The 22136-nt window shown below is 62.7% G+C and carries 21 protein-coding genes; 14 read left to right on the plus strand and 7 right to left on the minus strand.

Annotation, left to right across the window (positions count from 1 at the left end; genetic code table 11):
• Positions 1-174: 174 nt before the first annotated feature.
• From E7T06_RS03415 to E7T06_RS03435, 5 genes are all read right to left on the minus strand, one after another.
• Entirely contained in the window at positions 175-648 is a 474-nt protein-coding gene (locus tag E7T06_RS03415) for a thioesterase family protein (RefSeq protein WP_136364446.1), read from the minus strand.
• Entirely contained in the window at positions 645-1025 is a 381-nt protein-coding gene (locus E7T06_RS03420; protein ID WP_136364447.1) for a 4a-hydroxytetrahydrobiopterin dehydratase, read from the minus strand. Before E7T06_RS03420 ends, E7T06_RS03415 begins: the two co-directional genes overlap by 4 nt.
• 399 nt (positions 1026-1424) lie before the next feature.
• Positions 1425-2237: a CHAD domain-containing protein gene (locus E7T06_RS03425; RefSeq protein WP_136364448.1), complete on the minus strand. Its 813-nt coding sequence runs from the start codon at positions 2235-2237 to the stop codon at positions 1425-1427.
• 141 nt (positions 2238-2378) lie between these two features.
• A complete protein-coding gene (locus tag E7T06_RS03430; protein ID WP_240740823.1) occupies positions 2379-3023 on the minus strand; it encodes an MSMEG_1061 family FMN-dependent PPOX-type flavoprotein in 645 nt (214 codons plus the stop codon).
• Between the two features lie 106 nt (positions 3024-3129).
• On the minus strand, positions 3130-3804 hold the full coding sequence (locus E7T06_RS03435; RefSeq protein WP_240740824.1) for a DUF2726 domain-containing protein: 675 nt from the start codon (positions 3802-3804) through the stop codon (positions 3130-3132).
• A gap of 346 nt (positions 3805-4150) precedes the next feature.
• Here E7T06_RS03435 and mutS point away from each other — a divergent pair, with 346 nt between their 5' ends.
• From mutS to E7T06_RS03480, 9 genes are all read left to right on the plus strand, one after another.
• Positions 4151-6640 (plus strand): DNA mismatch repair protein MutS, encoded by a 2490-nt coding sequence (gene mutS / locus E7T06_RS03440; protein WP_168733352.1) that lies wholly within the window; start codon positions 4151-4153, stop codon positions 6638-6640.
• A gap of 256 nt (positions 6641-6896) precedes the next feature.
• Positions 6897-7916 (plus strand): TerC family protein, encoded by a 1020-nt coding sequence (locus E7T06_RS03445; protein ID WP_136364450.1) that lies wholly within the window; start codon positions 6897-6899, stop codon positions 7914-7916.
• 249 nt (positions 7917-8165) lie between these two features.
• Complete coding sequence (rpmI, locus tag E7T06_RS03450) at positions 8166-8366, plus strand: 50S ribosomal protein L35 (protein WP_019010828.1); 201 nt, start codon at positions 8166-8168, stop codon at positions 8364-8366.
• A 5-nt stretch (positions 8367-8371) separates the two neighbouring features.
• Positions 8372-8734, plus strand: coding sequence for a 50S ribosomal protein L20 (gene rplT / locus E7T06_RS03455; protein ID WP_136364451.1), 363 nt, complete (start codon positions 8372-8374; stop codon positions 8732-8734).
• A gap of 391 nt (positions 8735-9125) precedes the next feature.
• Positions 9126-9881 carry a polyphosphate--glucose phosphotransferase gene (gene ppgK, locus E7T06_RS03460; protein WP_136364452.1) on the plus strand — a complete coding sequence of 252 codons (756 nt, stop codon included), beginning with the start codon at positions 9126-9128 and terminating at the stop codon, positions 9879-9881.
• A gap of 62 nt (positions 9882-9943) precedes the next feature.
• Entirely contained in the window at positions 9944-10678 is a 735-nt protein-coding gene (locus E7T06_RS03465; RefSeq protein ID WP_136364453.1) for a sporulation protein, read from the plus strand.
• Positions 10679-10757: 79 nt separating this feature from the next.
• Positions 10758-11939: an amidohydrolase family protein gene (locus E7T06_RS03470; protein ID WP_136364454.1), complete on the plus strand. Its 1182-nt coding sequence runs from the start codon at positions 10758-10760 to the stop codon at positions 11937-11939.
• 70 nt (positions 11940-12009) lie between these two features.
• Positions 12010-12228 (plus strand): 50S ribosomal protein L31, encoded by a 219-nt coding sequence (gene rpmE / locus E7T06_RS03475; protein ID WP_136364455.1) that lies wholly within the window; start codon positions 12010-12012, stop codon positions 12226-12228.
• 122 nt (positions 12229-12350) lie between these two features.
• Entirely contained in the window at positions 12351-13409 is a 1059-nt protein-coding gene (locus E7T06_RS03480) for a M42 family metallopeptidase (protein WP_240740825.1), read from the plus strand.
• A gap of 311 nt (positions 13410-13720) precedes the next feature.
• On the opposite strand, the gene E7T06_RS03485 is transcribed toward E7T06_RS03480, so the two are convergent.
• Positions 13721-15661, minus strand: a complete 1941-nt coding sequence (locus tag E7T06_RS03485) for a DUF3084 domain-containing protein (protein ID WP_136364457.1) — start codon at positions 15659-15661, stop codon at positions 13721-13723.
• 12 nt (positions 15662-15673) lie between these two features.
• Positions 15674-16441, minus strand: a complete 768-nt coding sequence (lptB, locus tag E7T06_RS03490) for an LPS export ABC transporter ATP-binding protein (RefSeq protein ID WP_136364475.1) — start codon at positions 16439-16441, stop codon at positions 15674-15676.
• Between the two features lie 173 nt (positions 16442-16614).
• On the opposite strand from lptB, the gene E7T06_RS03495 reads away from it, so the two are divergent.
• The 5 genes from E7T06_RS03495 (at position 16615) to E7T06_RS03515 (ending at position 21994) form a co-directional block, all read left to right on the plus strand.
• Positions 16615-17790, plus strand: a complete 1176-nt coding sequence (locus tag E7T06_RS03495; RefSeq protein ID WP_136364458.1) for a phosphopentomutase — start codon at positions 16615-16617, stop codon at positions 17788-17790.
• 175 nt (positions 17791-17965) lie between these two features.
• Positions 17966-18619 (plus strand): DUF3108 domain-containing protein, encoded by a 654-nt coding sequence (locus E7T06_RS03500; RefSeq protein ID WP_136364459.1) that lies wholly within the window; start codon positions 17966-17968, stop codon positions 18617-18619.
• A 283-nt stretch (positions 18620-18902) separates the two neighbouring features.
• Positions 18903-20231 (plus strand): histidinol dehydrogenase, encoded by a 1329-nt coding sequence (gene hisD / locus E7T06_RS03505; RefSeq protein ID WP_136364460.1) that lies wholly within the window; start codon positions 18903-18905, stop codon positions 20229-20231.
• A 216-nt stretch (positions 20232-20447) separates the two neighbouring features.
• Positions 20448-21377, plus strand: a complete 930-nt coding sequence (yedA, locus tag E7T06_RS03510; protein ID WP_136364461.1) for a drug/metabolite exporter YedA — start codon at positions 20448-20450, stop codon at positions 21375-21377.
• Positions 21378-21451: 74 nt separating this feature from the next.
• The gene (locus E7T06_RS03515) at positions 21452-21994 is read left to right on the plus strand and encodes an antibiotic biosynthesis monooxygenase (protein ID WP_136364476.1); all 543 of its coding nucleotides are present in this window, start codon (positions 21452-21454) and stop codon (positions 21992-21994) included.
• The last annotated feature ends 142 nt before the right edge of the window (positions 21995-22136 follow it).

Below are 22136 nucleotides of genomic sequence, written 5' to 3' on the forward strand. Positions count from 1 at the left end.
CGCAGCAGTCTAAGGGTCAAGGGTCTAAGGGTCTGAGAAGAGCGGTTGGGAGGTGCTTGAGCTTCAGCACACGCTGTGCCGCCCGCTACCTCACCCACTCTTTTCCTTAGACCCTAGACCCTCGACTCTTAGACGCAGCACCCTTAGGCACAGCGCCGTTACCGTCCCAGTCAACTAAAATCCAAACCGCTCCATCACTTCCGGCGGCGTGCGCTTGGGCCTGCCGCTTGCCGGGTCTACCCATACCCACGTCGTCTGACATTCGGCCAGCCTCACGCCGTTCGTATCTTCGGCGTCGCCGTCGTTCAGGCGGTCTAGCGTGTAGGCCCGCACACTCCGCACGCCCGCCGAGGTGGTCAGGGCGGTGCGAATCCGCACGCGGTCTGCCAGCAAGGCTGGCTTGTGGTAGTCGATGACGTGTTGGCGGGCCACTGGAACGGCTCCCAGCGCAATCAGGGCATCGGTGCCCATGCCGAGGCGTAGGGCGTGGGCGCGGGCCGCCTGTTCGCACCACGCCAAATACACCGTGTTGTTCACGTGCGAGAGGTCATCCAAGTCGTCCGGCGCAACCGTGACGGTAATGGAATGCTTGCGGGAGTCGGGCAGGGCGTCCCACAGCACATCGGCGTCAGGAATGGAGAGCTTCACCCGGCGGTGGCACCTTTATTTTCACCAGTACCGCTGAGGTCGTCGCTGTTCTGGTCGGCTTGACCCAGCGCTTCAACCAACCCGTTCACAGCCCGCGCACCCTCTATGTCGGCCATCGTCACGCCGCCTGCATCGTGCGTAAAGTAGCTCAGTTTTACGCGGCGGTAATGAATAGTGATGTCTGGGTGGTGGTTTTGCGCTTCGGCGAGGGCCGCCACCTGTACAGCAAAATCCACGCCCGCCTGATAGCTGTCAAATTCCACGTCACGAAACAGCGTGCCCTCGCCGCCCCACCAACCGTCGGGCTTCAGGTCTTGCACATCTCCATCGGTCATCTTGCGTTCAGGATCAAACGCCATTCGGGGGTCGTAAGCCATACCGAACATGGTAAGGCGCGGCACATCCCACACGCCAGAGTTGAAACACGGTTCAAGAGGACACGGTTTCAGAACCTAAAGAGCTGACCCGAGATATAGGTCAGAACTATGTAATATAGACCCACTTATCATGAAAGAGTCTTAGGCTAAGATCAGACGTTCATCAGTTTACTTGTGATTTTGCACCCCCCATCGCTTCTCTCGTCGTCCACGAGGTGCCTATGACTGCATTCCTTTCCCGCCTGTTTGGTCGCCGCCCCCGCCCCGTTCCTGTTAAAAAAGTTTTGCCTCCTATTACCGAACTCGATTTGCTCCGGGCGCTCGGCTGCGACGAATAACAGCTAGATTTACAGCAAACAGGCCCGCTTCTACACGAAGGCGGGCCTGTTTGCTTGCATCTTAGTTGCTGATTTTTTCCGGTAGAAGTCTGCTCTGCAAAACCGCCTCCAACGCGGGCCAAGCCTGCCTGACTTGCCGCTGGGCTTCTTGCCGCGCCCCTTTCTCACGCTGGATCAGGGCGGCTTTGGAGTGGGGCAGCCGCGCTTCTCCGGTCAGAATGTCCAGCACCACTTCGGCGTCTTGCAGGCGGCCTAGTCCGTCTAGTACGTCCGTCAGGGCGCTCGGCGCAGGCTCCAGCAGTTCCAGCGTATACCGGTAATGCTTCAGGGTTTTGCGCCACTCGTGCCACGTTTCGGTTGTTCTGGCCCGCAACACCTTGGGGGCGGCTTCCAAAATTTCTGCACTCTGCTGGGCCAACGCCGCCCGTACCTTGCGCTTAAAGTGCTTGGGCCGGGGCACATCTTTGCTGAGCTTGGGCAGTTTCATGGCGGCCAAAGCTTCGGCCCGCTTGCTTTGCCAGTCACGGTCAAAAGTCGCTATTTCGGCTGCTGAGGCGTTGAGTTCATGCAACGCGGCCCGAACATGCTCGCCCGCCGCGTCCCGGTCTCGGACGGGGGCGACGGCTCGGCGCAAGTCCCGCCATGCTCGCCGCACTTTTTTGGGGGCGTCCGTGAGGGCCAGTTCTGCGGCCACCTTGCGCGTCAGTTTGCGGGCCTCGTGAATGGCCTTGGGGTCGCCGTCTTTCACGGCAGGCAGCAGCTTGTTCAGGCGTTCGCTGGGGGTCTTTTTGGAACTGGTCTTTTTAGAGCTGGTCTTGTTGGGGCCAGACTTCTTGCGTTTCGGTTCAGCCTGTGGGTCTGAAGGTGCGGCCATCTGGAGTCGGTCTCCTCTGGCTTCCCAATGAGGACGGGCGGCGGTGCAGGGGAAGGCCAGTCTCAGCCTACTGTCTGGTCGGCACTCCGCACAGGGCTGGAAGTGTTGTTTTAGGGGTTGATGAATCCGGCCCGCTTACACTCAGATGTTTAGGCTGTGGCTCTGTACCGCCGCATTCCGGGCCACATGCCCCTTAAAAATGGCGACAAAATCGGGCCGCTGCTCTGGTGTCAGGTGCCGCTCCGGGTTCCAGAGTTCGGCGGCAGAAAAGGCGCGGGGGCAGTGCATAAATGCCTCGCGCACGGCGATGGAAATGACCAAGCGGGGCAATTTGCCCGCCACTTCAAAGCGCCCCAGCAAGTCGGGATCGGTGCTGAGGTGGGCACGGCCATTGACCCGCACCACTTCATTTACGCCGGGAAGCAAGAAAATCAGTCCCACTTCCGGATTTTCGAGGATGTTCCGCAAGCTATCTAATCGTTTGTTGCCGGGGCGGTCTGGCAGCAGCAGGGTGTATGGGTCAGGCACTTGCAGCGTTCCGGCGGGGTCGCCACGCGGCGAGCAGTCGAGGTGGCCCGCCGCACTGGCCGTCGCCAAAAAACACAGCGGAGACAACGCCAAACTGTCGCGTAGGCCGTCATCTATGTGGTCTATCACCTTCAGGGAAACGCTGGAATTGGGGGCCGGATACAGTCCCTCTAGGGCGCTGATGCTCAGAACGGCGTGTGGGTCGGCGGGTACGGTCATGGGAACCTCGGCGCGGGAGAAGGTGAAAGCGGCGTTCATCTCCACTGTAGTTCAAGCACTGGAGTTCAACGGGCCAGCGGCTCAACACTCGACAGCCAAAAAAGCCCGCCTTACGTGTAGGCGGGCCGAGACAACCAAACGAACTTTACGCCACCGTGCGCTGTCTCACGTACCCTTCCAGCAGCTTTTGCACGCTCTGGCGGGTGTGGTTGCCCTCGGCTCGCAGGCGCAGCAACGGCAGGCCCGCACTACGGAAAGCCACGTCCTTCACGGCGTCGCGGTACTGCTGCTGGGGCTGGTCATGGCTGGCCCCGTCCAGTTCTATAGCGCACACGGGCCGGAAATCGGGCAAGGCCACGATCAGAAAATCCACGTGCTTGTCGCGCAATCGGGCGTAGGTGCCCTGCCGCTGGTGCTGGGGCGCGGTAATCAGGAACAAATCGTTCAGGCGCACGTTGGGAAACACCCGGAAGCCCTGCGGCAACGCGCTTTCCAGCGTCTGAAAAAAGGCCAGTTCGCTCTTGCTGAAAAAGTAGCCCTTGAGCTTGATGGGTAAGGATTCGGGAATGCCGCCCGGAACATGCGAAGGGTGGACGCTGGCGGCCTCTTCTTGCTCGCGGAGCTGCTGCTGGCGCTCGGCCTCGGCAGTAGAGAACTGGACTTGGCCCTGCGGCAACTGTTTGTCCGAACGCTGTTTGGCCGGGGCAGAAGCAGAACGCTGGGCAGCACCAGCAGATGTCGGGCTTTGGGTGCGCTTGGCCCGCGCCGCCATCATCACGGCCAGCACCACCAGAACCGCACCTATCACAAGCAAAATCATCAGCAGGCTCATATGCTGTCCAGCATGGTCTCCACGCTCTGACAGGCCTCTGTCAGCGGGCCAGATAAGGGTGTATTTTCTGGCAAAGAGGCGTTGAAGCTGCCCTTAATTATTATTGAAAGCTGAAGATATTGGTTTTCAATTTGTCTTGAATGAAAGGATGTGAACTGAAGTTGATAGACGTTCCCGCACTGGGCTATGGGACAGCGAGTTCGGGTGCACTCCATCGGTGTAACGTGCTCCCCACTCCCGTTCCGATCTGTTCTACACGTAAACTGAGCGGGTGAGTCCCAGAGAAGTTCCCCAGGGTGTGTTGAAAGGCACGGGTCATGGCCCATTGCCGCCGATGCTGACGCAGTACGTGCAGATGCGCGACGAGGTGGAAGCCCAGTTGCCCAACGCGCTGCTTTTGTTTCAGTGCGGCGATTTTTACGAAACTTTTGGCGAAGACGCCGAACGCCTCTCGCGCTTGTTGGGCATCGCGCTGACGCACAAAAGCAGCCGCGACTTTTCTACGCCGATGGCCGGAATCCCGCTGAGGACACTGGACAACAACGTGGAACGGCTGTTGCAGGCGGGCGTGCGCGTGGCGGTGGCCGATCAGATCGAGGAACCGGGCGGCGCACTCGTAGACCGTAAAGTGACGCAATTGCTGACCCCCGGCACCGTGACCGAGGAACGCCACCTGACTGCCGACGAAAATTATCTGGCGGCGGTAGCCACCGGGGACGGCTACGCGCTGGCCTTGCTCGACATTTCTACAGGCGAGTTTCGCTGCGCCGCCTTTCATACCCGCTCGGTGCTGTACGACGAACTGGGGCGCTGGCGGGCGCGGGAGGTGCTGCTGGCCCCCGAATTGGCCGGAAACGCCGCGCTGATGGCCGATTTTCAGGCCCGCTTTCCGGCCATGCTGTCGCCCGGCAACTTCGAGGAAGCGGCGGCCCGCCATGAGCTGCACACCGTACTGGGCGAAGTGCCCGGAACCCTCAACAATGCCGCGCTGGTGCGGGCTTGCGGCGCGGTGCTGGGCTATGCACGGGCCACCCAACAAGGCCGCCTCGAAATGGTGCGGCGAGTGCTGCGGTTTGAGCCGGGGGCACACATGCGTCTGCCCGACGCGGCGGCACGGGCGCTGGAAATCTTTGTGCCGCAGGCTCCGCAGGGCATGACCCTGATGGACGTGTTGAGCGAAACGCGCACGGCAGGCGGGCGGCGCAGGCTGCGGGCGTGGCTGCGTGCGCCCCTGCTGGATGAACTGAGCGTGCGGGCGCGGCTGGACGCCGTGGAAACTCTGACCAGAGCGGCAGATTTGCGCGGCGCGGTGCGTGCCCTGCTGTACCGCGCCCACGATCTGGAACGCCTCGCCGCCCGCGTCGCCACCCGCCGCGCCACCCCCCGTGAAGTGGCGTCTCTGGCCCGCACCCTTGACCTGCTGCCCGACGCCGCCCGCTTGCTGGACGGCCACGAGGGGTTGTTGGGCGGCGTGCGTGCCCGCGTGAACGGGTTGCCGGAAGTGGTGCTGCAAATTCGCGCTGCGCTCGTGGAAGACCCGCCGATTCGGGCAGGCGACGGCGGCCTGATCCGGGAAGGCTTTCACCCCGAACTGGACAAGCTGAAGGCCGAAGCCTTGGCGCACCGCGAATGGATTGCCATGCTGGAACTCTCGGAGCGCGAGCGCACGGGCATCGGCAGCCTGAAAGTGGGCTTCAACAACGTGTTCGGGTACTTTCTGGAAGTCACGTCGGCGCATCTGGGCAAGGTGCCCTCCGATTACCGCCAAATCGCCACTCTCAAAGACCGCGCCCGCTTTACCCGACCCGACCTGCGTGACCACGAGCGCGAAATTGCGCGGCTGGAAGGAGCAGCAGGCCGCCTAGAGCAAGAGGTGTTTACCGACCTGCGCGACGGCCTCGCCATGCATGCCGACGCCTTGCTGGAAGCTGCCGGAGCCGCCGCCGACCTCGATGTGCTGTCGGCTCTGGCTGAAATTGCCGTTGAACGAGGCTGGACACGCCCCGAAACGGTGTCGGGGTATGCGCGGGTGATGCAGGCGCGGCATCCTGTCGTCGAACAGAGTGCGCGGGGCCGCTTCGTGCCCAACGACGCCTTGCTGGACGACTCGCGCCACACGCTGATTCTGACTGGGCCGAACATGGCGGGCAAAAGTACCTACCTGCGCACGGTGGCGCTGTGTGCGCTGCTGCACCAGATCGGCTCCTTCGTGCCCGCCGACCGCGCCGAACTCCCTGTGTACGACGCCATTCATACCCGCATCGGGGCCAGTGATGACCTCGCCGGGGGCCGCTCTACCTTTATGGTGGAGATGAGCGAACTGGCCGCCATTTTGCACGCCGCCACGCCCCGCAGCCTGATCATTCTGGATGAAGTGGGGCGCGGCACGAGTACCCTCGACGGCCTCGCCATCGCACAGGCGGCGCTGGAGCACCTGCATTCCACCCGCGCCCACACGCTGTTTGCCACCCACTACTTCGAACTCACGCGCCTAGAAACCGACCATCCCGGCTTGATCAATCTGCATGTGGCTGCCGAAGAGGACGCCGACGCGGGCGGCCTCACCTTTTACCATCAGGTCATTCCCGGTGCGGCCCGCCAGAGCTATGGGGTAGAAGTGGCCCGCCTCGCCGGACTGCCCGCCCCCGTGACGGCCCGCGCCGCCCGCCTGCTCACGGCGCTGAATACGCAGGGCGACGACCAACAACTGACCCGCGAACTGGCTATGCTTGACCTCAGCCGCCTCACGCCGATGCAGGCGCTAGAGGTGCTGCACGGCTGGCAGCGGGCCTTGATCGGTGGAACAGCCGAGCCTGTATCGTAAGCTGGAATACACATCGTTGTTCCCCTAAATGATTCACTGTTCTCAACTCCGGGGGAGTAACCGCCCTGTCTCTTCAAACAGATAGGGAGCGTGTGGACGTCATTACGAGCGGCAAAGTTGCTCCGTCACGCGCAGTAAGGGCCAGACCCGGACAGGATCGCCGCATGGTGACTTGTCCGTTGATGTCTGGCCCGCATTCTCTGTTGGCCTTCCGTCCGGCTTCCCCGTGTGGCGCTCCCCCAAAGGAGCAGCACTGATGGAATTCTTGTACGAACTGTGGTTGGGCAAGCCCGCGTGGATGTGGCTGGTCTTCATGACGCTGGTGTTCTCACTGTTGGCCTTCGACCTCGGTGTGCTGGGCAAACGCCGCGAAAAGAAGGCGACGGCCAGCGGCGCAGAGCATCCGCAAGAAATCAGCATCAGCGCCAGCCTCAAGCTCAGCGTGTTTTATATCGGTGTGGCCCTGCTGTTCGGTGCGTGGGTCTGGTACACGCTGGGCGCACAAAGCGGTATCTCATATCTCACGGCCTTTGCCGTAGAAAAGGCGCTGGCCCTTGATAACGTCTTCGTCATCAGCGTCATTTTCGGGGCGCTCGCCATTCCGCGCCACCTGCAACACCGCGTCCTGTTCTGGGGCATCCTCGGCGTCATCGTGCTGCGCGGCATCATGATCGGGCTGGGTACGGCACTGGTCACGCAATTCGACTGGATCATGTGGATTTTCGGCGCGTTCCTGCTGCTTACGGGCATCAAGCTCCTGTTCACCAAAGAGAGCGAATCCGAGACGCCTGACCTGTCGAATCACTTTATGGTGCGCGTGCTGCGGCGCTTCGTGCCTATCAGCCCCAAGTTGGACGGCCAAAAGTTCCTGACCAAATTGCCCGACGCTGCCGGACGCCTGCGCGTTCACGCCACGCCGCTGCTGCTGGCCCTACTGATCGTGGAAGCCGCCGACGTGATCTTCGCTGTAGATTCCATTCCTGCCGTGTTCGCCATCACCCAAGACCCGTTCCTCGTGTACACCAGCAACATTTTCGCCATTCTGGGCCTGCGGGCGCTGTACTTCGCCCTCGCCGCTCTCGTTCACCGCTTCGAGGCGCTGAAGCCCGCGCTGGCGCTGGTGTTGGTGTTCATCGGCGGCAAAATCTTCTACACCCAGTTTTACGGCAAGATGGATCCGGCCATCAGCCTCGCGGTCACGCTGAGCATCCTGCTGGGCGGCGTGCTGGTCAGTCTCTGGAAGACGCGTGGAGAAGGGCCGAAGACGGCAGCGTAATCTGAATTCTCTTGGCATCTAGGGCGGCGGGGGAGGGAATGGGCACTTGCCCCCCTGCCCCGCCGCCCTGTATACTCTCAAATCGGCCAAGTGGGACAGGGCGGCCAACTGTTTCCGTCAAGTTCATACTGCATACCCTGCAACATGAACGCGGCGAGGAACGGCCCTAGCCCCCAGACGGCGACCCGAATGCAGCCCACCTGTCAGGTGACGCGGTGTGCGGAGTTTCCGGGCTACAGGAGCAAGAAAATGCCTAAGATGAAGACCAAGAAGAGTGCCACCCGCCGTGTGAAAATCACGGGTACGGGCAAGGTCATGGCGTTCAAGAGTGGGAAACGCCACCAGAACACCGGCAAGAGCGGCGATACCATTCGCGGCAAGGGCAAGGGTTTCGTTCTCGCCAAGAGCGAGTGGGCACGCATGAAGCTCGCGCTGCCGAAGGGGAAGTGATTTAGTTGCCACGCGTCAAGACCGGTACAGTTCGTCGCCGCCGCCATAAGAAGGTGCTCAAGCGGGCCAAGGGCTTCTGGGGTACTCGCTCCAAGACCTACCGTAACGCCTTCCAAACGCTGCTGAACGCCGCAACTTACGAGTTCCGCGATCGCCGCAACAAAAAGCGCGACTTCCGCCGCCTGTGGATTCAGCGTATCAACGCAGGTTCACGTCTGCACGGCATGAAGTACTCGCACTTCATCAACGGCCTGAAACTGGCCGGAATCGAGCTGAACCGCAAGGTGCTGGCCGACATCGCCGCCCGCGAACCCGCTGCTTTCAAGGCACTGGTAGACGCGTCGCAGGCTGCCCGCAGCAACAAGTAAAGCTAGAGCAGCACCAAGCAGGGCCGCCTTTCCGATTGGAGAGGCGGTTTTGTTGGGTTTGTGTTGTGCTGGGTTTTGTTGTGCTGGACGGTGGAAGGGCGTCTAAGGGTCTGAGGGTCTGAAGGTCTAAGGAAGGGTAATCGCTTTGCTCATTCACCCCCTCCCAGCCTCCCCCCTCAAGGGTGAGGAGCTAAAACCAAAACCAAGATTCTAGGTTTTGCCCTCGCCCCTTCCGGGAGAGGGGCGCTGCATCAGCGGCGGGATGAGGGAGCCACCGGGAAGGCGAACCCGCCCCAACACCTTCGCCCCTCGACCTTTAGACCCTTAGACGATCCCCCCACCGTCCCGCTTCATCGCCCGTTTGCCCCGCCCAGCCTGTACCCTGTGCGGTATGGCGGTCATCCTCGGTATCGATATTGGCGGAAGCGGCATCAAGGGCGCTCCAGTAGACACGGCAACGGGCAAACTCACGGCGGAGCGGCACCGGATCGCCACCCCCGAAGGCGCACGCCCGGACGACGTGAAGGGCGTGGTGGCCGAACTGGTCAAGCATTTCGGACATAAGGGCGCAGTGGGCGTGACCTTTCCCGGCATCGTGCAGCATGGCGTGACCCTCAGCGCGGCCAACGTGGACAAGGGCTGGATCGGGCTAGATGCCGATAAGCTCTTTACGGAGGCCACCGGTCAAAACGTGACCCTGATCAATGACGCCGACGCCGCAGGGCTGGCCGAAGCCAAATTTGGCGCGGGCGCAGGCGTAGCGGGCACGGTGCTGATGCTGACCTTTGGCACGGGCATCGGCAGCGCCCTGATTTATGACGGAGTGCTGGTGCCCAATACCGAACTCGGTCACTTGTGGTTGCGCGATAAGCACGCCGAAACGTGGGCCTCTGACCGTGCCCGCGAGCGCGACGACCTGAATTGGAAACAGTGGGCGGCCCGCGCCAGCAAATACCTGCAACATCTGGAACTGCTGTTTTCGCCCGATCTGTTTATTATTGGCGGCGGCGTGAGCAAAAAGGCCGACAAGTGGGAATCGGCGCTGGTGCTGGAGCGCAGCAAACTCGTTCCCGCCACCCTGCTGAACGACGCCGGAATCGTAGGGGCAGCCATGATTGCCGAGCATCGGGGGAAGGCCAAAAAGTAGACCCCCGAAACATTGCTCGGACGTGGGAACCTTTTTCGGAATCGGTGCGTAGATGAAGATCTATGGGATTCTTGAAAAAAATGATGGCGTCGGTGGGTGTGGGTGCGGCAAAAGTGGATGCACAATTGCGTGACCGGGCAGTGCGAATCGGTGAGTCTCTGACCGGCGTGGTGGTGGTGAAGGGCGGTGCGGTGGAACAGACCATCGAGCGCATCAATCTGGGCATTGCCACCCGCTACCGCCACGACGATTCCTACGTGAATCACACGCTCTTTACTCAGCCCATTACGGGCAACTTCGTTATTCGCCCCGGCGACACGCAGGAATTCCCCTTCAGTGTGGTGGTTCCGGCGGGCACACCGCTGACCCTGCCCGGCACGTCGGTTTGGCTGGTCACCGACGCCGATATTGCCGGGGCCGCTGACCCCTCCGACAACGATCAACTGACTATTTTGCCCACCGCAGGCATGGAAACCCTGATTGGCGCGGCGCAGCGCCTCGGCTTCAGCCTCGCCAAAAGTGAAGTCGAGTATTCTCACGGGCGCATTGCACAGGAACTCAGCTTCCGGCCCCCGCATGGGCAATACAAACTGACCGAACTGGAACTGATGATGTTCCCCAACGGCGACGGCCTAGATGTAATTTTGGAAGTCGACCGCCGTGCAACGGGTGTAGCGAGCCTATTTACCAGCGAGTTTGAGAGCAAAGACCGCTGGAACGTGCCCGGCCATCTGCTGCGGCAGGGGCCGGACGCCGTGGCCCACGAGTTGGAAGGCCGAATCAAGCGCCTCAGCTAAAAAAACTGTCTAGCGGAGCCGAAGAGTCTGCGGGCTGTCCGGCCTTTTGTCTGCCCGGCTAGGCGGCACAATGGCGGGCATGTCTGATCCTGCCCCCTCCGATACTCCCCACACCCCCGAACTGCTGACCTGCGACATCCTCTATACGGGCATGGGCGGCGCACAGTCGCCGGGAGGCGTGGTGGTATCAGGCGGTGTGATTGCGGCCACAGGTCACCCCGACACCTTGCGCGGCAACTTTCCGCACGCCCGTGAGCGCCGGGCCGGAAGCATCATCGCGCCGCCGCCCGTGAATGCCCACACGCACCTCGACATGAGCGCCTATGACTTTCAAGCTCTTCCCTATTTCCGCTGGATTCCCGAAGTGGCGATGGGCCAGCGAGAAAAACGGGGGCTGGCGGGTGCGTTGGCTGGAGCCGACAACCTGAGCGCATTGGGCGTGGGCGCTGTGGGCGACATCGTAGGTTCGCATGGGCAAAACATGTTGGCCCCGCTGTTGGCCCGCACAGACCTCTCTGGCGTCGTTTATTTTGAGGTGCTCAATCCTTTTCCAGAGCAGGCCGATGAAGTATTTGCAGCAGCGCGGCAAGTCATCGAAAGCCACCGCAAGCTGGAGCGTCCCGGCGGCCCGCGCCTTGGTTTGTCGCCCCACACACCGTTTACGGTCAGCCACCGCCTGATGCGCCTGCTGACCGACTATGCGGCGGGCGAGGGCTTGCCCATGCAAATCCATGTGGCCGAACACCCCGCCGAAGTGGAACTGTTCCGCACGGGCGGCGGCCCCATTTGGGACAGCATGACCCGCTTTCCGTACCCCACTACCTTTGCCGAAGTCATCGGACGCGCCCCCGAAGCCGATCTGACGCCCGTGCGTTACCTTGATGAACTCGGCGTGTTGGCCGCCCGCCCCACGCTGGTGCATATGGTCAATGTGATGCCTGACGACATCGCCCGCACCGCACGCGCAGGCTGCGCCGTGGTCACTTGCCCGCGCAGCAATACCCATTTGGAATGCGGGGTGTTTCCGTGGTCGGCGTTTGCGGCGGCGGGGGTAGAAATCGCCCTCGGCACCGACTCCGTCGCCAGTGGCGGCAGCTTGGACGTGCGAGACGATGTGGCTTTTGCCCGCACGCTCTATCCCCACCTTGACCCACGCCTGCTTGTCCGGGCAGCCGTAAAAGGGGGCCACCGCGTCACCGGAACGGCCATGCCCTTTATTCGGCGGGGGGAACTGTGGCAAGACGCCTTCATCTGGGCCTGAGTCCCTGCCCTTTGTGCTACAGTTCTAGAGTTGCCCGTTACGCACTTCGACGTAACGGAGGAGGCACCCCATGAAGAAAGATATCCACCCCAAGGCCGTTCCCACCAAAATCATTTTTCAGGGCAAAGTCATCATGGAAACCCTGTCCACCAAGCCCGAAATCCACGTCGACGTCTGGAGCGGCGTGCACCCCTTCTGGACGGGCGAAGAGCGTTTCCTTGACACTGAAGGCCGCGTCGACAAGTTCAACAAGCGCTTCGGCGACAGCTACCGCCTCAAGAAGAAGTAAGCCTAAGAGTTGTACGAGAATCGCCCTGCCTTAACCGGCGGGGCGGCTTTTTTGGTTGTGACTCGACTGAGCGTCCCGCCAATCCAGACACGCCGCGCCGCCTGACGATTATGCTGGGCCGCGTGCCTACAACCCAATTGCGGCTGGAACTTTTGCATCAGCTTTCTAACCTGAACGGTGTCCCCGGCAACGAGGAAGCCGTGCGTGACTTCGTACTGCGCGAACTGGAAGGCTTGGCGGACGAGGTACGCGTGGACGCGTTGGGCAACATTATTGCCACACGTGCCGGACGCAAAGCCAAAAAGTCGGACGGCGAACGCCAGCGCGTGATGCTCAGCGCCCACATGGACGAAATCGGCTTCTTGGTGCGCTTTGTGGATGACCGGGGCTTCGTGCGTGTGCAGGCGCTCGGCGGGTTCGATACCCGCAACCTGTTTGCCCGCAACGTGACCGTGAATACGCGGGGCGGCGCACTGCCCGGCATTCTGACCCCCGGCGGCAAGCCCGTGCATATCGCCAGTGCTGAAGAGCGCAAGAAGATTCCGGAAGTCAAAGAGTTTTTTGTGGACTTGGGCCTAGATGCCGAAGAAGTGAAGCGGCGCGTGCGGATTGGCGACATGGTGACGCTGGATCAGACGGCGCGGCAAGTGGGCAAACTCACGGTGGGCAAGGCGATGGATGACCGCGCCAGCGTGTTTATGCAACTGGAGGTCTTGCGCCAGTTTAGAGACAAACGGCCCCGCCATGACGTGGTGGCCGTGTTCAGCGTGCAGGAAGAAGTGGGCCTGCGCGGGGCGGTAGTGGCCGCTTATGGCGTGGAGCCGACGCTGGGCATCGCGCTGGACGTGACCTTGGCCGTCGATACCCCCGGAGTCGCCCCCGAAGAAGCCGTAACCCGCCTCGGCGACGGCATCGGCATCAAGGTCTTCGATTCCACCATGATCTCTACCCGCTGGCTGGTGGATGAACTGGTGGATTTGGCCGAGCGCGAGGGCATCCGCTACCAACTGGAAGTGCTGGCGCTGGGCGGCACAGACGGCGCAGCCATCCAAAAATCGCGGGCGGGTGTGCCCAGTGTGACCCTCAGCCTGCCTACCCGTTACATTCATAGCGTCGTGGAAGCCGTGCATGAGGATGACTTGCGGGCGGGAATTGATTTGCTGGTGGCGTATTTGGGGTAAGAGCGCGTTTATAGAGGGTCGGTGGTGTTGCCAAATTGCAAGTAGAACGGCAATCGCTGCGCTCACTCCCCCCTCCCCAGCCCTCCCCCGCAAGGGGAGAGGGAGCGAAAACCGATCATCACAGTCTGTTATGGAGAATGAGTAATATAACTGGAGCTTTATAAATACGCACTAAAGCATTTGAGCTAAGGCTTAGTGGGCTACAGCTGGAGTAGGGGAGGGGCAGCTAGATTTAACTTGCCCTCCCATTCCATGCCTCTGTTCTCCGAAAAACTTGAATCAGCGATCTGGACTGAGCAAAGCCCCTTCCGCTACGGCAAAATTGCGTACAAGTCCACCCGGCTGCCGGGGCGCACGTCATCACGGGCGGCGATGCTGAGGGTGGCGGTGGGGCCAGTTTTGGCGTTCAGGCGCGTAATCAGGTCTACGAACTCGTTCACGTCCAGCCCCAAATTGTTGATGTACTCGCTGGGCACGCCGCGTGTGGTCAGGTCAAGCACCGCGTCCTGCACGGCGTCGCTGATCTGGGCCTGAATATTGCGCGTATCGGCGCTGAGGGTCAGGTTGACCCGGCGGATGCTTTCGCCGCTGCGGTACAGCACGCTGTTGGGGCGGGCGTCGCAGGTCAGGTCTACCGGAAAGCCCGTCACCGTATTGCTGGCGGCGCGGCACTGCACAAACGTGCTGGCGTTCAGGCCGCGTAGTTTGGTTTCCAGTGCGGTGCGGGCAGCAGCGTTCAGGCGGGCGGCGGGCGCTCCTTTCGCGCCCCGGCTTTGGGCGGCACTGGCGGCGGCCAGCAAAAAGGCGTCTAGGTTCCGCACCCCCGGCACCACGCCTGCATACACCAGAACGTTGCGTGGAAAGGCCAGATCGGTATTGCGGCTGGCGCTGAGTTCGTTGCGGGCGCTGGAATATTCGTCTTGCAGTTGCCCCAACGTGGCGCGGGCCGTCGCCAAATCTTTAGAGAGGGCTTCGTTGGCGGTTCGCAGTTGCGTCTGCTGGGCACGGAGAGTGGTCAGGTCGGCCCGCACGCGGTCACGCTCGGCAGTGGCCTGCTGGCGTTCTTGAGTGGCCTTGGCCAGTTCGGCGGCGGCCCGGTTGCGCTCCTGTGCCACACGGTCACGCTCGGCAGTAATTCGGTCACGCTCTAGGGTGATTCGGTCACGCTCGGCGGTCAGGCGGGTGCTTTCTTGCTTGGTGGCGTCGCGCTGGGTTTCGGCCTGCGTGCGGGCGGTCACGGCGGCGTCGCGCTCTTTGGCGGCGGCGGCACGGTCGGCTTCCAGTTGGCGCACTTGTAGGCCCAACTGCGCGGCGCGGTTGCGGGTCTGTTCCACCTGTGCCAGAGCTTGTTGTGCCTGAGCCTGTGCCGCCCCTGCCTGTCCCTGCGCGGCTTTGGCCTGTGCTTCGGCCTGTTTTACTTTGGCCTGAGCCTGCCGCACCTGCGCCTGAGCTTGAGCCACTTGCGCGGCTACCGCCACCACCTTTGCTTGGGCCGCTTGTGCCAACCCCTGTGCGACTTTGGCCTGCGTCTGCGCCTGCTCGGTTTGCCGCTTCGCTTCTTCAGTCTGGGCCTGTGCTTTCTCGGTTTGGGTCTGGGCCACAGCAGCGCGGGCTTGGGCCAATTGCGCCTCCTGTTGCGCCAGTGCCGAGCTGGTGTTCAGGTCAACCACTTGGCTGTCCAGCGCCTCTGCACGGGCCTGACTAGAGGCCAGTGCCGCCTCGGACGCCGTGAGCAGCGCGCGCGATTTGGCGGCGCGGTCTTCCAGTTCAGTTCGCAGAGTACTCAGGGCCGTCACCTTTTTCTGAAGGGCGTCGGCATCGGTCTGAAGGCGTTGCTGGGCGGTGCGGGCGGCTTTAAGGTTACTGCGGGCGGCCTGAAGGTCTTGAAGCGCGGCTTGCTGCTGCTCGCGGAGGGCGTCGGCATCACGCTGGGCGGCGTCGCGGCCAATCTGGGCGGTTTTGAGGTCGTCCTGCACGCCCAGAATCTCTGTCTTGAGTGCATCTAATTGCGGGCGGAGTTGGTCGGCCTGAGCGATGGTATTGATGGCGCTGGAGTTAAGTACCAAAAACGCTGCGAGACTGGCCGCGCTGATGCCCATGCCCGACAGCACCGCCACGATCAGCGCCGTGGTTTTGGGCCTGAGTCCAAACCAGCGCAGGTGCTTGCGCCCGGCTTTTTTGGCGATGGTGTCGGCGGCGTAAGCCACCACGCCCGACAAGATCACCACAAAGGGCAAAAACAGCCACAGCATCGCAGTCTCCGGTTACAGCTCGAAGTCGTCGCCCAAATAATGGCGGCGGGCGTCTTCGTCCCCTGCGAATTCCTGCGGCGTGCCCTCAAACTTCACTTCACCGTCAAACATCAGGTAGACCCGGTCGGTCAGGGCAATGGTTTCGCGCACGTTGTGGTCGGTAATAAACACGCCGATGCCCCGGCGGTCACGCAGTTCGCGGATCAGGCGCTGAATCTCACGGATGCTTTTGGGGTCTACACCCGTAAAAGGTTCGTCCAGCAGCAGATAATCAGGGTCGGTAGTCAGGGCGCGGGCCAGTTCCAGCCGCCGCCTTTCTCCACCCGACAGTTGGTAGGCGAAGCTGCCCGCCAAGTGCGTCAGACCAAATTCGGCCAGCAGCGAATCGGCACGGGCTTCCTGCTCGGCGCGGGGCAGCGGGCCGTATTCCAAAATTGCCAACAAGTTATCGCGGGCGGTCAGCTTCCGGAAAGCACTGGGTTCCTGCGGCAGGTAGCCGAGGCCCAAGCGTGCCCGCTCGTGCATGGGCAGGCGCGTCACGTCGCGTTCTCCCAGCGTAATGCTGCCGCCGCCGGGACGAATAAAGCCCACCAGCATGTAAAATGTGGTGGTCTTGCCCGCGCCGTTGGGGCCGAACAGCGCCACGATTTCGCCGGGCCGCACTCGGAAGTCCACGCCGCGTACCACCGCCCGCCGTCCATAACTTTTGGACAACCCGGTTGCCACCAGCTCGGGCCGCCCTAGCCCCGCGTGCGGATTGGCGGCAATGGCGTCGGGCATGGCAGGGGGGGAAGAAACGGGCAGCGTCACGTTTGGAAGCGTACCACGCGCCTTCTCTGCCGCCCGTGAGAGTGGTGACGATACGGGGGATATGGAGTGTGGAACGTGGATCGTGGTCAGGCTTTTTCCCACATTCCACGATCCACGATCCGCCGTGCCGTTACACTGCCCCCATGCTCCTTACCATCCTCGTTCTGGATTCCGTGGGCGTGGGCGAACTGCCCGATGCCGCCAGCTTTGGCGACGTCGGCTCACACACCATCAACCACACGCTGGCCGCCGCACCTGCCCACTTGCCCAACTTGGCTGGGCTGGGGCTGGGCCATATTCCCACCGTTGCCACCAGTCCGCAGACCATTCCCGCCGAGGCCGCCGTACAGGGCGCGTTTGGCCGGATGCGCGAGGTCAGCCCCGGCAAAGACACCAGCACCGGGCACTGGGAATTTATGGGTGTGCAGCTCGAACATGCCTTCCAGATTTTTCCTGAGGGCTTTCCGCCTGCCGTGATGGACGCCTTCGACGCCGCCACCGGGCGCGGCCACCTGTGCAACAAACCCTACAGCGGCACCGACGTGATCAGCGACTTCGGCGAGGAACACCGCCGCACCGGGAATCCCATCGTGTATACCAGCGGCGACAGTGTGTTTCAAATCGCCGCGCATGAGGATGTGGTGCCGCTGGAAACCCTGTACGAATGGTGCCTCGCCGCCCGTGAGATTTTGCAAGGGCCGTATGCGGTGGCCCGCGTGATCGCGCGGCCTTTCCGGGGCGAGCATCCCTTCGAGCGGGCAGGCGAACACCGCCGAGATTTCAGCCTTTTGCCGCCGCCGACTGTGCTGGACAGCCTAAAGGCCACTGGGCAGGCCGTGATCGGCATCGGCAAAATCCCGGACATCTACGCACATCAGGGCTTTACCGAAGAGATTCACACCGACGACAACCCCGATGGCATCCGCAAAACGCTGGCCCGCATGAAACAGGCCGCGCAGGATGGCACGTCTGGCCTGATTTTCACCAATCTGGTGGATTTCGACTCTAAATACGGCCACCGCCGCGATCCCGCCGGATACAGCGCCTGCATCGATGCCTTCGACGCCGCGTTGCCGGAATTGCTGGCCGCCGTGCCCTCTGACGGCGCATTGGTCATCATTTCCGATCACGGCAACGACCCCACTTGGCGCGGCACCGACCATACCCGCGAATACGGCATGCTGCTGGCCTACCGACCCGGTATCGGGGCCGTAAATCTGGGCGAGCGGGCCACCTTTGCCGATGTAGGGGCCACCGCCGCACACGCGCTGGGCGCAGGTTGGGACGGGCCGGGTGAGAGCTTTTGGAAGCTGCTTTAGAGCGTGGAGTGTGGATCGTGGATCGTGGGAAGGGCGTGGTGGGCGTACCAGTTCTGTTTCAGGGCAGGCTAGAAGCTCCTAAAACCGCCTCCTTAGAACCTAGATGCTGTTACCACGACGCTTTTTCCACGATCCACGATCCACACTCCACCCACAGATCACCGCAGGTAGCGTCATGACCCATGCCCCCAGCGACCAACAGGATGCCTTCCAGATCGGGGCCGAATCCTTCGCGCTGACGTTGACGTTGGGCGGGCGCTACGCCGGAGAGCAGACGTGGACGGTTCACCCCGAACGCAGCGCCCTGATTGCCCGCGTAGAAACCAACTTTGGCGGCGTGCTGCCCGAAGTGCGGCGCGTGCAGAGCAGCCGGATGCACGCCCGCACCTTTGCCAGCCACAGTTACAGCGAGGGCGACGGGCGCGGCAAACCCAGCTTCGAAACTACCTTTGACCGCAAAAGCGGCGTGCTGACGCTGCGGCAGGGCAAAGACGAAGTGACGGCCCCCCTGATTGGCGACCACCATGACCCGGTGAGTTTGCTGCTGTGGCTGCGCGGCCAGCACGGGCAAGACGTACCGCCCCAACGCCTGACCGGGGGCCGCGTGCATGTGCAGACCCTTCACCCGGCGCAGGGCAGCGACGTGAACGGCACGCCCACCCATGTGTATCTGCTGCGCCCCGGCCATGCCTACGTGTATGTAGAGCAAGACGCACCCCACCGCCTGTTGCGCCTGATTCAGCCCACCGATTTCGGCCCGGTAGAAGCCAACTTGCCCCAAGCGAGGCGGCAGGCTCAGCCGGAACGTCGGCGGCGGCGGGCGGGGTAGGAAGGGGCTGAGGGCTAAAGGCAATCGCTGCGCTCACTCACCCCCTCCCCAGCCCTCCCCCCTCAAGGGTGAGGGAGTGAAAACCCCTCGTTCCCACGATCTATGATCAACCCTAAATTCCTGCCTATGAAGCTTGTCACCCATATTCCAAGCCAATCTCCGTGTCTGCGCTTTTAGCTCCTCCCCCTTGAGGGGGAGGCTGGGAGGGGGTGAGTGAGCGACAGCGATTGCCCTCCCTTAGCCCCTCAAACCCTAGACCCTTAGACCCTCCGCAGGAGCAACCATGCAAGTCCTTCAAGGCCCCGATGCCCGCGCCGCCCTGACCCGTACTTTCAACGACATTCCTGTGCCCGACAGCGTTCTGGCCCGTATAGCAAGCACGTTTGGCGAAGCTCTCACGCCTACGCAAGTCGTAGAGCGAATTATTGCCGATGTGCGGGCACGCGGCGACGACGCCCTCCGCGACTGGACAGAACGGCTGGACGGCGTGCGCCCCGAACACTTGGAAGTGAGTGCCGAGGAACTGGCCGACGCCCGCGTAGACGCTGACCTGCACGCCGCGATTCGGTTGGCGATTGCCCGCGTGCGTGTCTTCTATATGCAGCAGCCCGCGCACGGCTTTCTCAACCACGATGAGGGCGGGGCACTGGGCCAACTGATTCGCCCGCTGGGACGGGTGGGCGTGTATGTGCCGGGTGGCCTCGCGCCCCTGATCAGCACCCTGATTCATACCGCTGTGCCCGCGCAGGTGGCAGGCGTACCCGAAATCGTGATCGCCACGCCGCCCGCCCGTGACGGCAGCATTCACCCGGCCATTCTGGTGGCCGCCCGCGAACTGGGTTTGACCCGAATCGTGCGTGTAGGCGGTGCTCAGGCGATTGCGGCGCTGGCGTATGGCACGGCCACCTTGCCCGCCGTAGACAAAATTGCTGGCCCCGGCAACCTGTTCGTGGTCATTGCCAAGCGATTGGTGTACGGTCAAACCGGAATAGAAAGCCTGCCGGGGCCAACCGAAACGTTGGTGGTGGCCGACGACAGCGCCGATGCCCGCTACGTGGCCGCCGATCTGCTGGCGCAGGCCGAACACAACGGCGCAGAACCTGTGTTGGTGTCTACCAGCCGTGACCTGCTTATTCGCGTACAGGCCGAACTGAGCGGCCAACTGGAAAACTTACCCGAACCCAACCGCACATGGGCGCGGGACAGTGTGCAGGCCCGCATGAAGGTCATCTTGGCCGCCGATCTGGAGGAAGCCCTCGACCTCGCCAACCTGTACGCCCCCGAACACCTCTGCCTGCTGACCCGCGACCCGTGGAGCCTGCTGGGGCGCGTGCAGCGGGCGGGCGGCGTGTTTATCGGCGAGGCGAGCATGGAAGCGTTGGGCGACTATGTGGCAGGCCCCAGCCACGTCATGCCTACCGGCGGCACGGCCCGCTTCATGAGTCCGGTCAACGTGCGCGACTTTCAGAACATCATCAGCGTGATCGGCGTGAACGAGGCCACCCTGCACCGCATCGGCCCCGCCGCCGCCTTACTTGCCCGCGCAGAAGGGCTGGAAGCACACGCACGAGCGATTGAAAGCAGGCTGGTGGGGGAGGCGTCGGAGGTCTGAGGTAGGGCGTCTAAAGGTCTAAGGTGCAGATTGATGGCGGTTTTTGGTGGGTATTGCCCTCTACCGCTCCGGAAGAACAGGTCAGTGAACGTCAGCGATTGCCTTTCTTCGACCCTTCGACCCTTGACCCCTAGACTCGGCCCCTTAGACCGCTCCCACGCCACCCAAAAACCCCACCGTCCCACAACCCTAGACCCCCGCCCCCCGCGCAGGCGTATGCTTTCCCGCGTGTCTTCTGCCGCTGCTTCCGCCCCCGCCGCCCGCCTGACTCCCGCCGTGCTGTTGGCGCTGGGCATCGTGTACGTGGTGTGGGGCAGCACCTATTTTGGCATCAAAATTGCCATCGGCAGCCTGCCGCCGCTGGGCATGTTGGGCATTCGGTTCTTGGTGGCGGGTGTCATCTTGTTCGCCTTCCTGCGCCTGCGCGGTGCGCCCATGCCCACGGCTCGGCAGTGGGGGGCGAGTGTGGTGGTGGGTTTATTGCTTCTGGGCGGCGGCACAGGGTTGGTCACATTGGCCGAACGCGACGCCAGTTCCAGCGTAGCGGCGATGGTCATTGCCGTCTCACCCCTGTTTGCGGCCCTGTTTGCGCGGTTGTGGGGCGAGCGCACAGGCGGACGCGAATGGCTGGGCATCGGCGTGGGGTTGCTGGGCATTGCTCTGCTGAATATCGGAGAACTGCACGCCACCCCGCTGGCCGCCCTGTTGCTGATTTTAGCCCCGCTGTGCTGGACGTTTGGCAGCCAGTGGTCACGTCACCTGCCGCTGCCCGCCGGACTGATGGGCAGCGCCGCCGAAATGGTCACGGGCGGGGTGCTGCTGTTCGGCCTCAGCTTCATCATGGGCGAAAAATGGGGCACGCCGACCTCGGCCAGTCTGTGGGCGCTGGCGTACCTGACGGTGTTTGGAAGCTTGGTGGCCTACAGCGCCTACATGTATTTGGTGGCCCACACGCGGCCCGCACTGGCCACCAGTTACGCCTACGTGAATCCGGTGGTGGCCGTGCTGCTGGGCGTGGGCTTCGGCGGAGAAACGTTGGGCACGCTGGGCTGGGTGGCGCTGGGCGTCATTCTGATGGGCGTGATGCTGGTGGCGTGGCCCAAAAAAGTGCCTTCTCCAACTGGGCCAGAGGTGACGGCTCCATGACCGATCCCGCTTCTGACCCCAACGCAGCCCCCGATAACGCAGCCCCCGATTCGGCCCGCCTGACCCTGCGCGACATGGCTCCCACCGACCCCGTGAGTCTGGTGGTGCGCCGCCGCATTCTGCCGGGGCACGAAGCCGAATACGAAACCCTGCTGACCGAAGGCGGGGCGCTGCTGGCGCGAGTGCCGGGACACCGGGGAACAGGCATTATTCGCCCACCCCCCGGCGAGCGCGAATACACCCTGATTGCCCGCTTCGACACCGTGAATGCCGCCGCCGAATGGGAACTCTCGCCCGAACGCGCCGAGTGGCTGACCCGTGTGAATGCCCTCGTAGACGGACAGGTCAGTTTTGAAAAACAACCCGGCCTAGAGTTCTGGTTCACGCCGCCCGCTGCGCCCAACTTGCGCCAGCCGCCCCGCTGGAAAATGGCGCTGCTCACGTTGGCCGCCCTGTATCCGGTCAGCGTGGGCCTCGGCTTGCTGCTTGCGCCCGTTGTCGGCCACTGGCCCGCGCCGCTGCGTGCCCTGCCGCAAATGGTGTTGGTGGTTCCGGCCATGACTTATCTGGTCATGCCCGTGGTGACGCGCTGGGCGGCGGGGTGGTTGCGGCGGTAGTGGGGGAGGGTGTTTGAGGTTGTTGGGGGCTTGGTCTAAGGGTCTAGGGTCGAAGGGTCTAAGGAAGGGAGTTAAGGCAATCGCGTTGCTCACTCACCCCCTCCCCGGCCCTCCCCCCTCAAGGGTGAGGGAGCAAACAGCC

It is taken from the genome of Deinococcus sp. Arct2-2 (genome assembly GCF_004801315.1).
In the GTDB taxonomy this organism is placed as follows: domain Bacteria; phylum Deinococcota; class Deinococci; order Deinococcales; family Deinococcaceae; genus Deinococcus.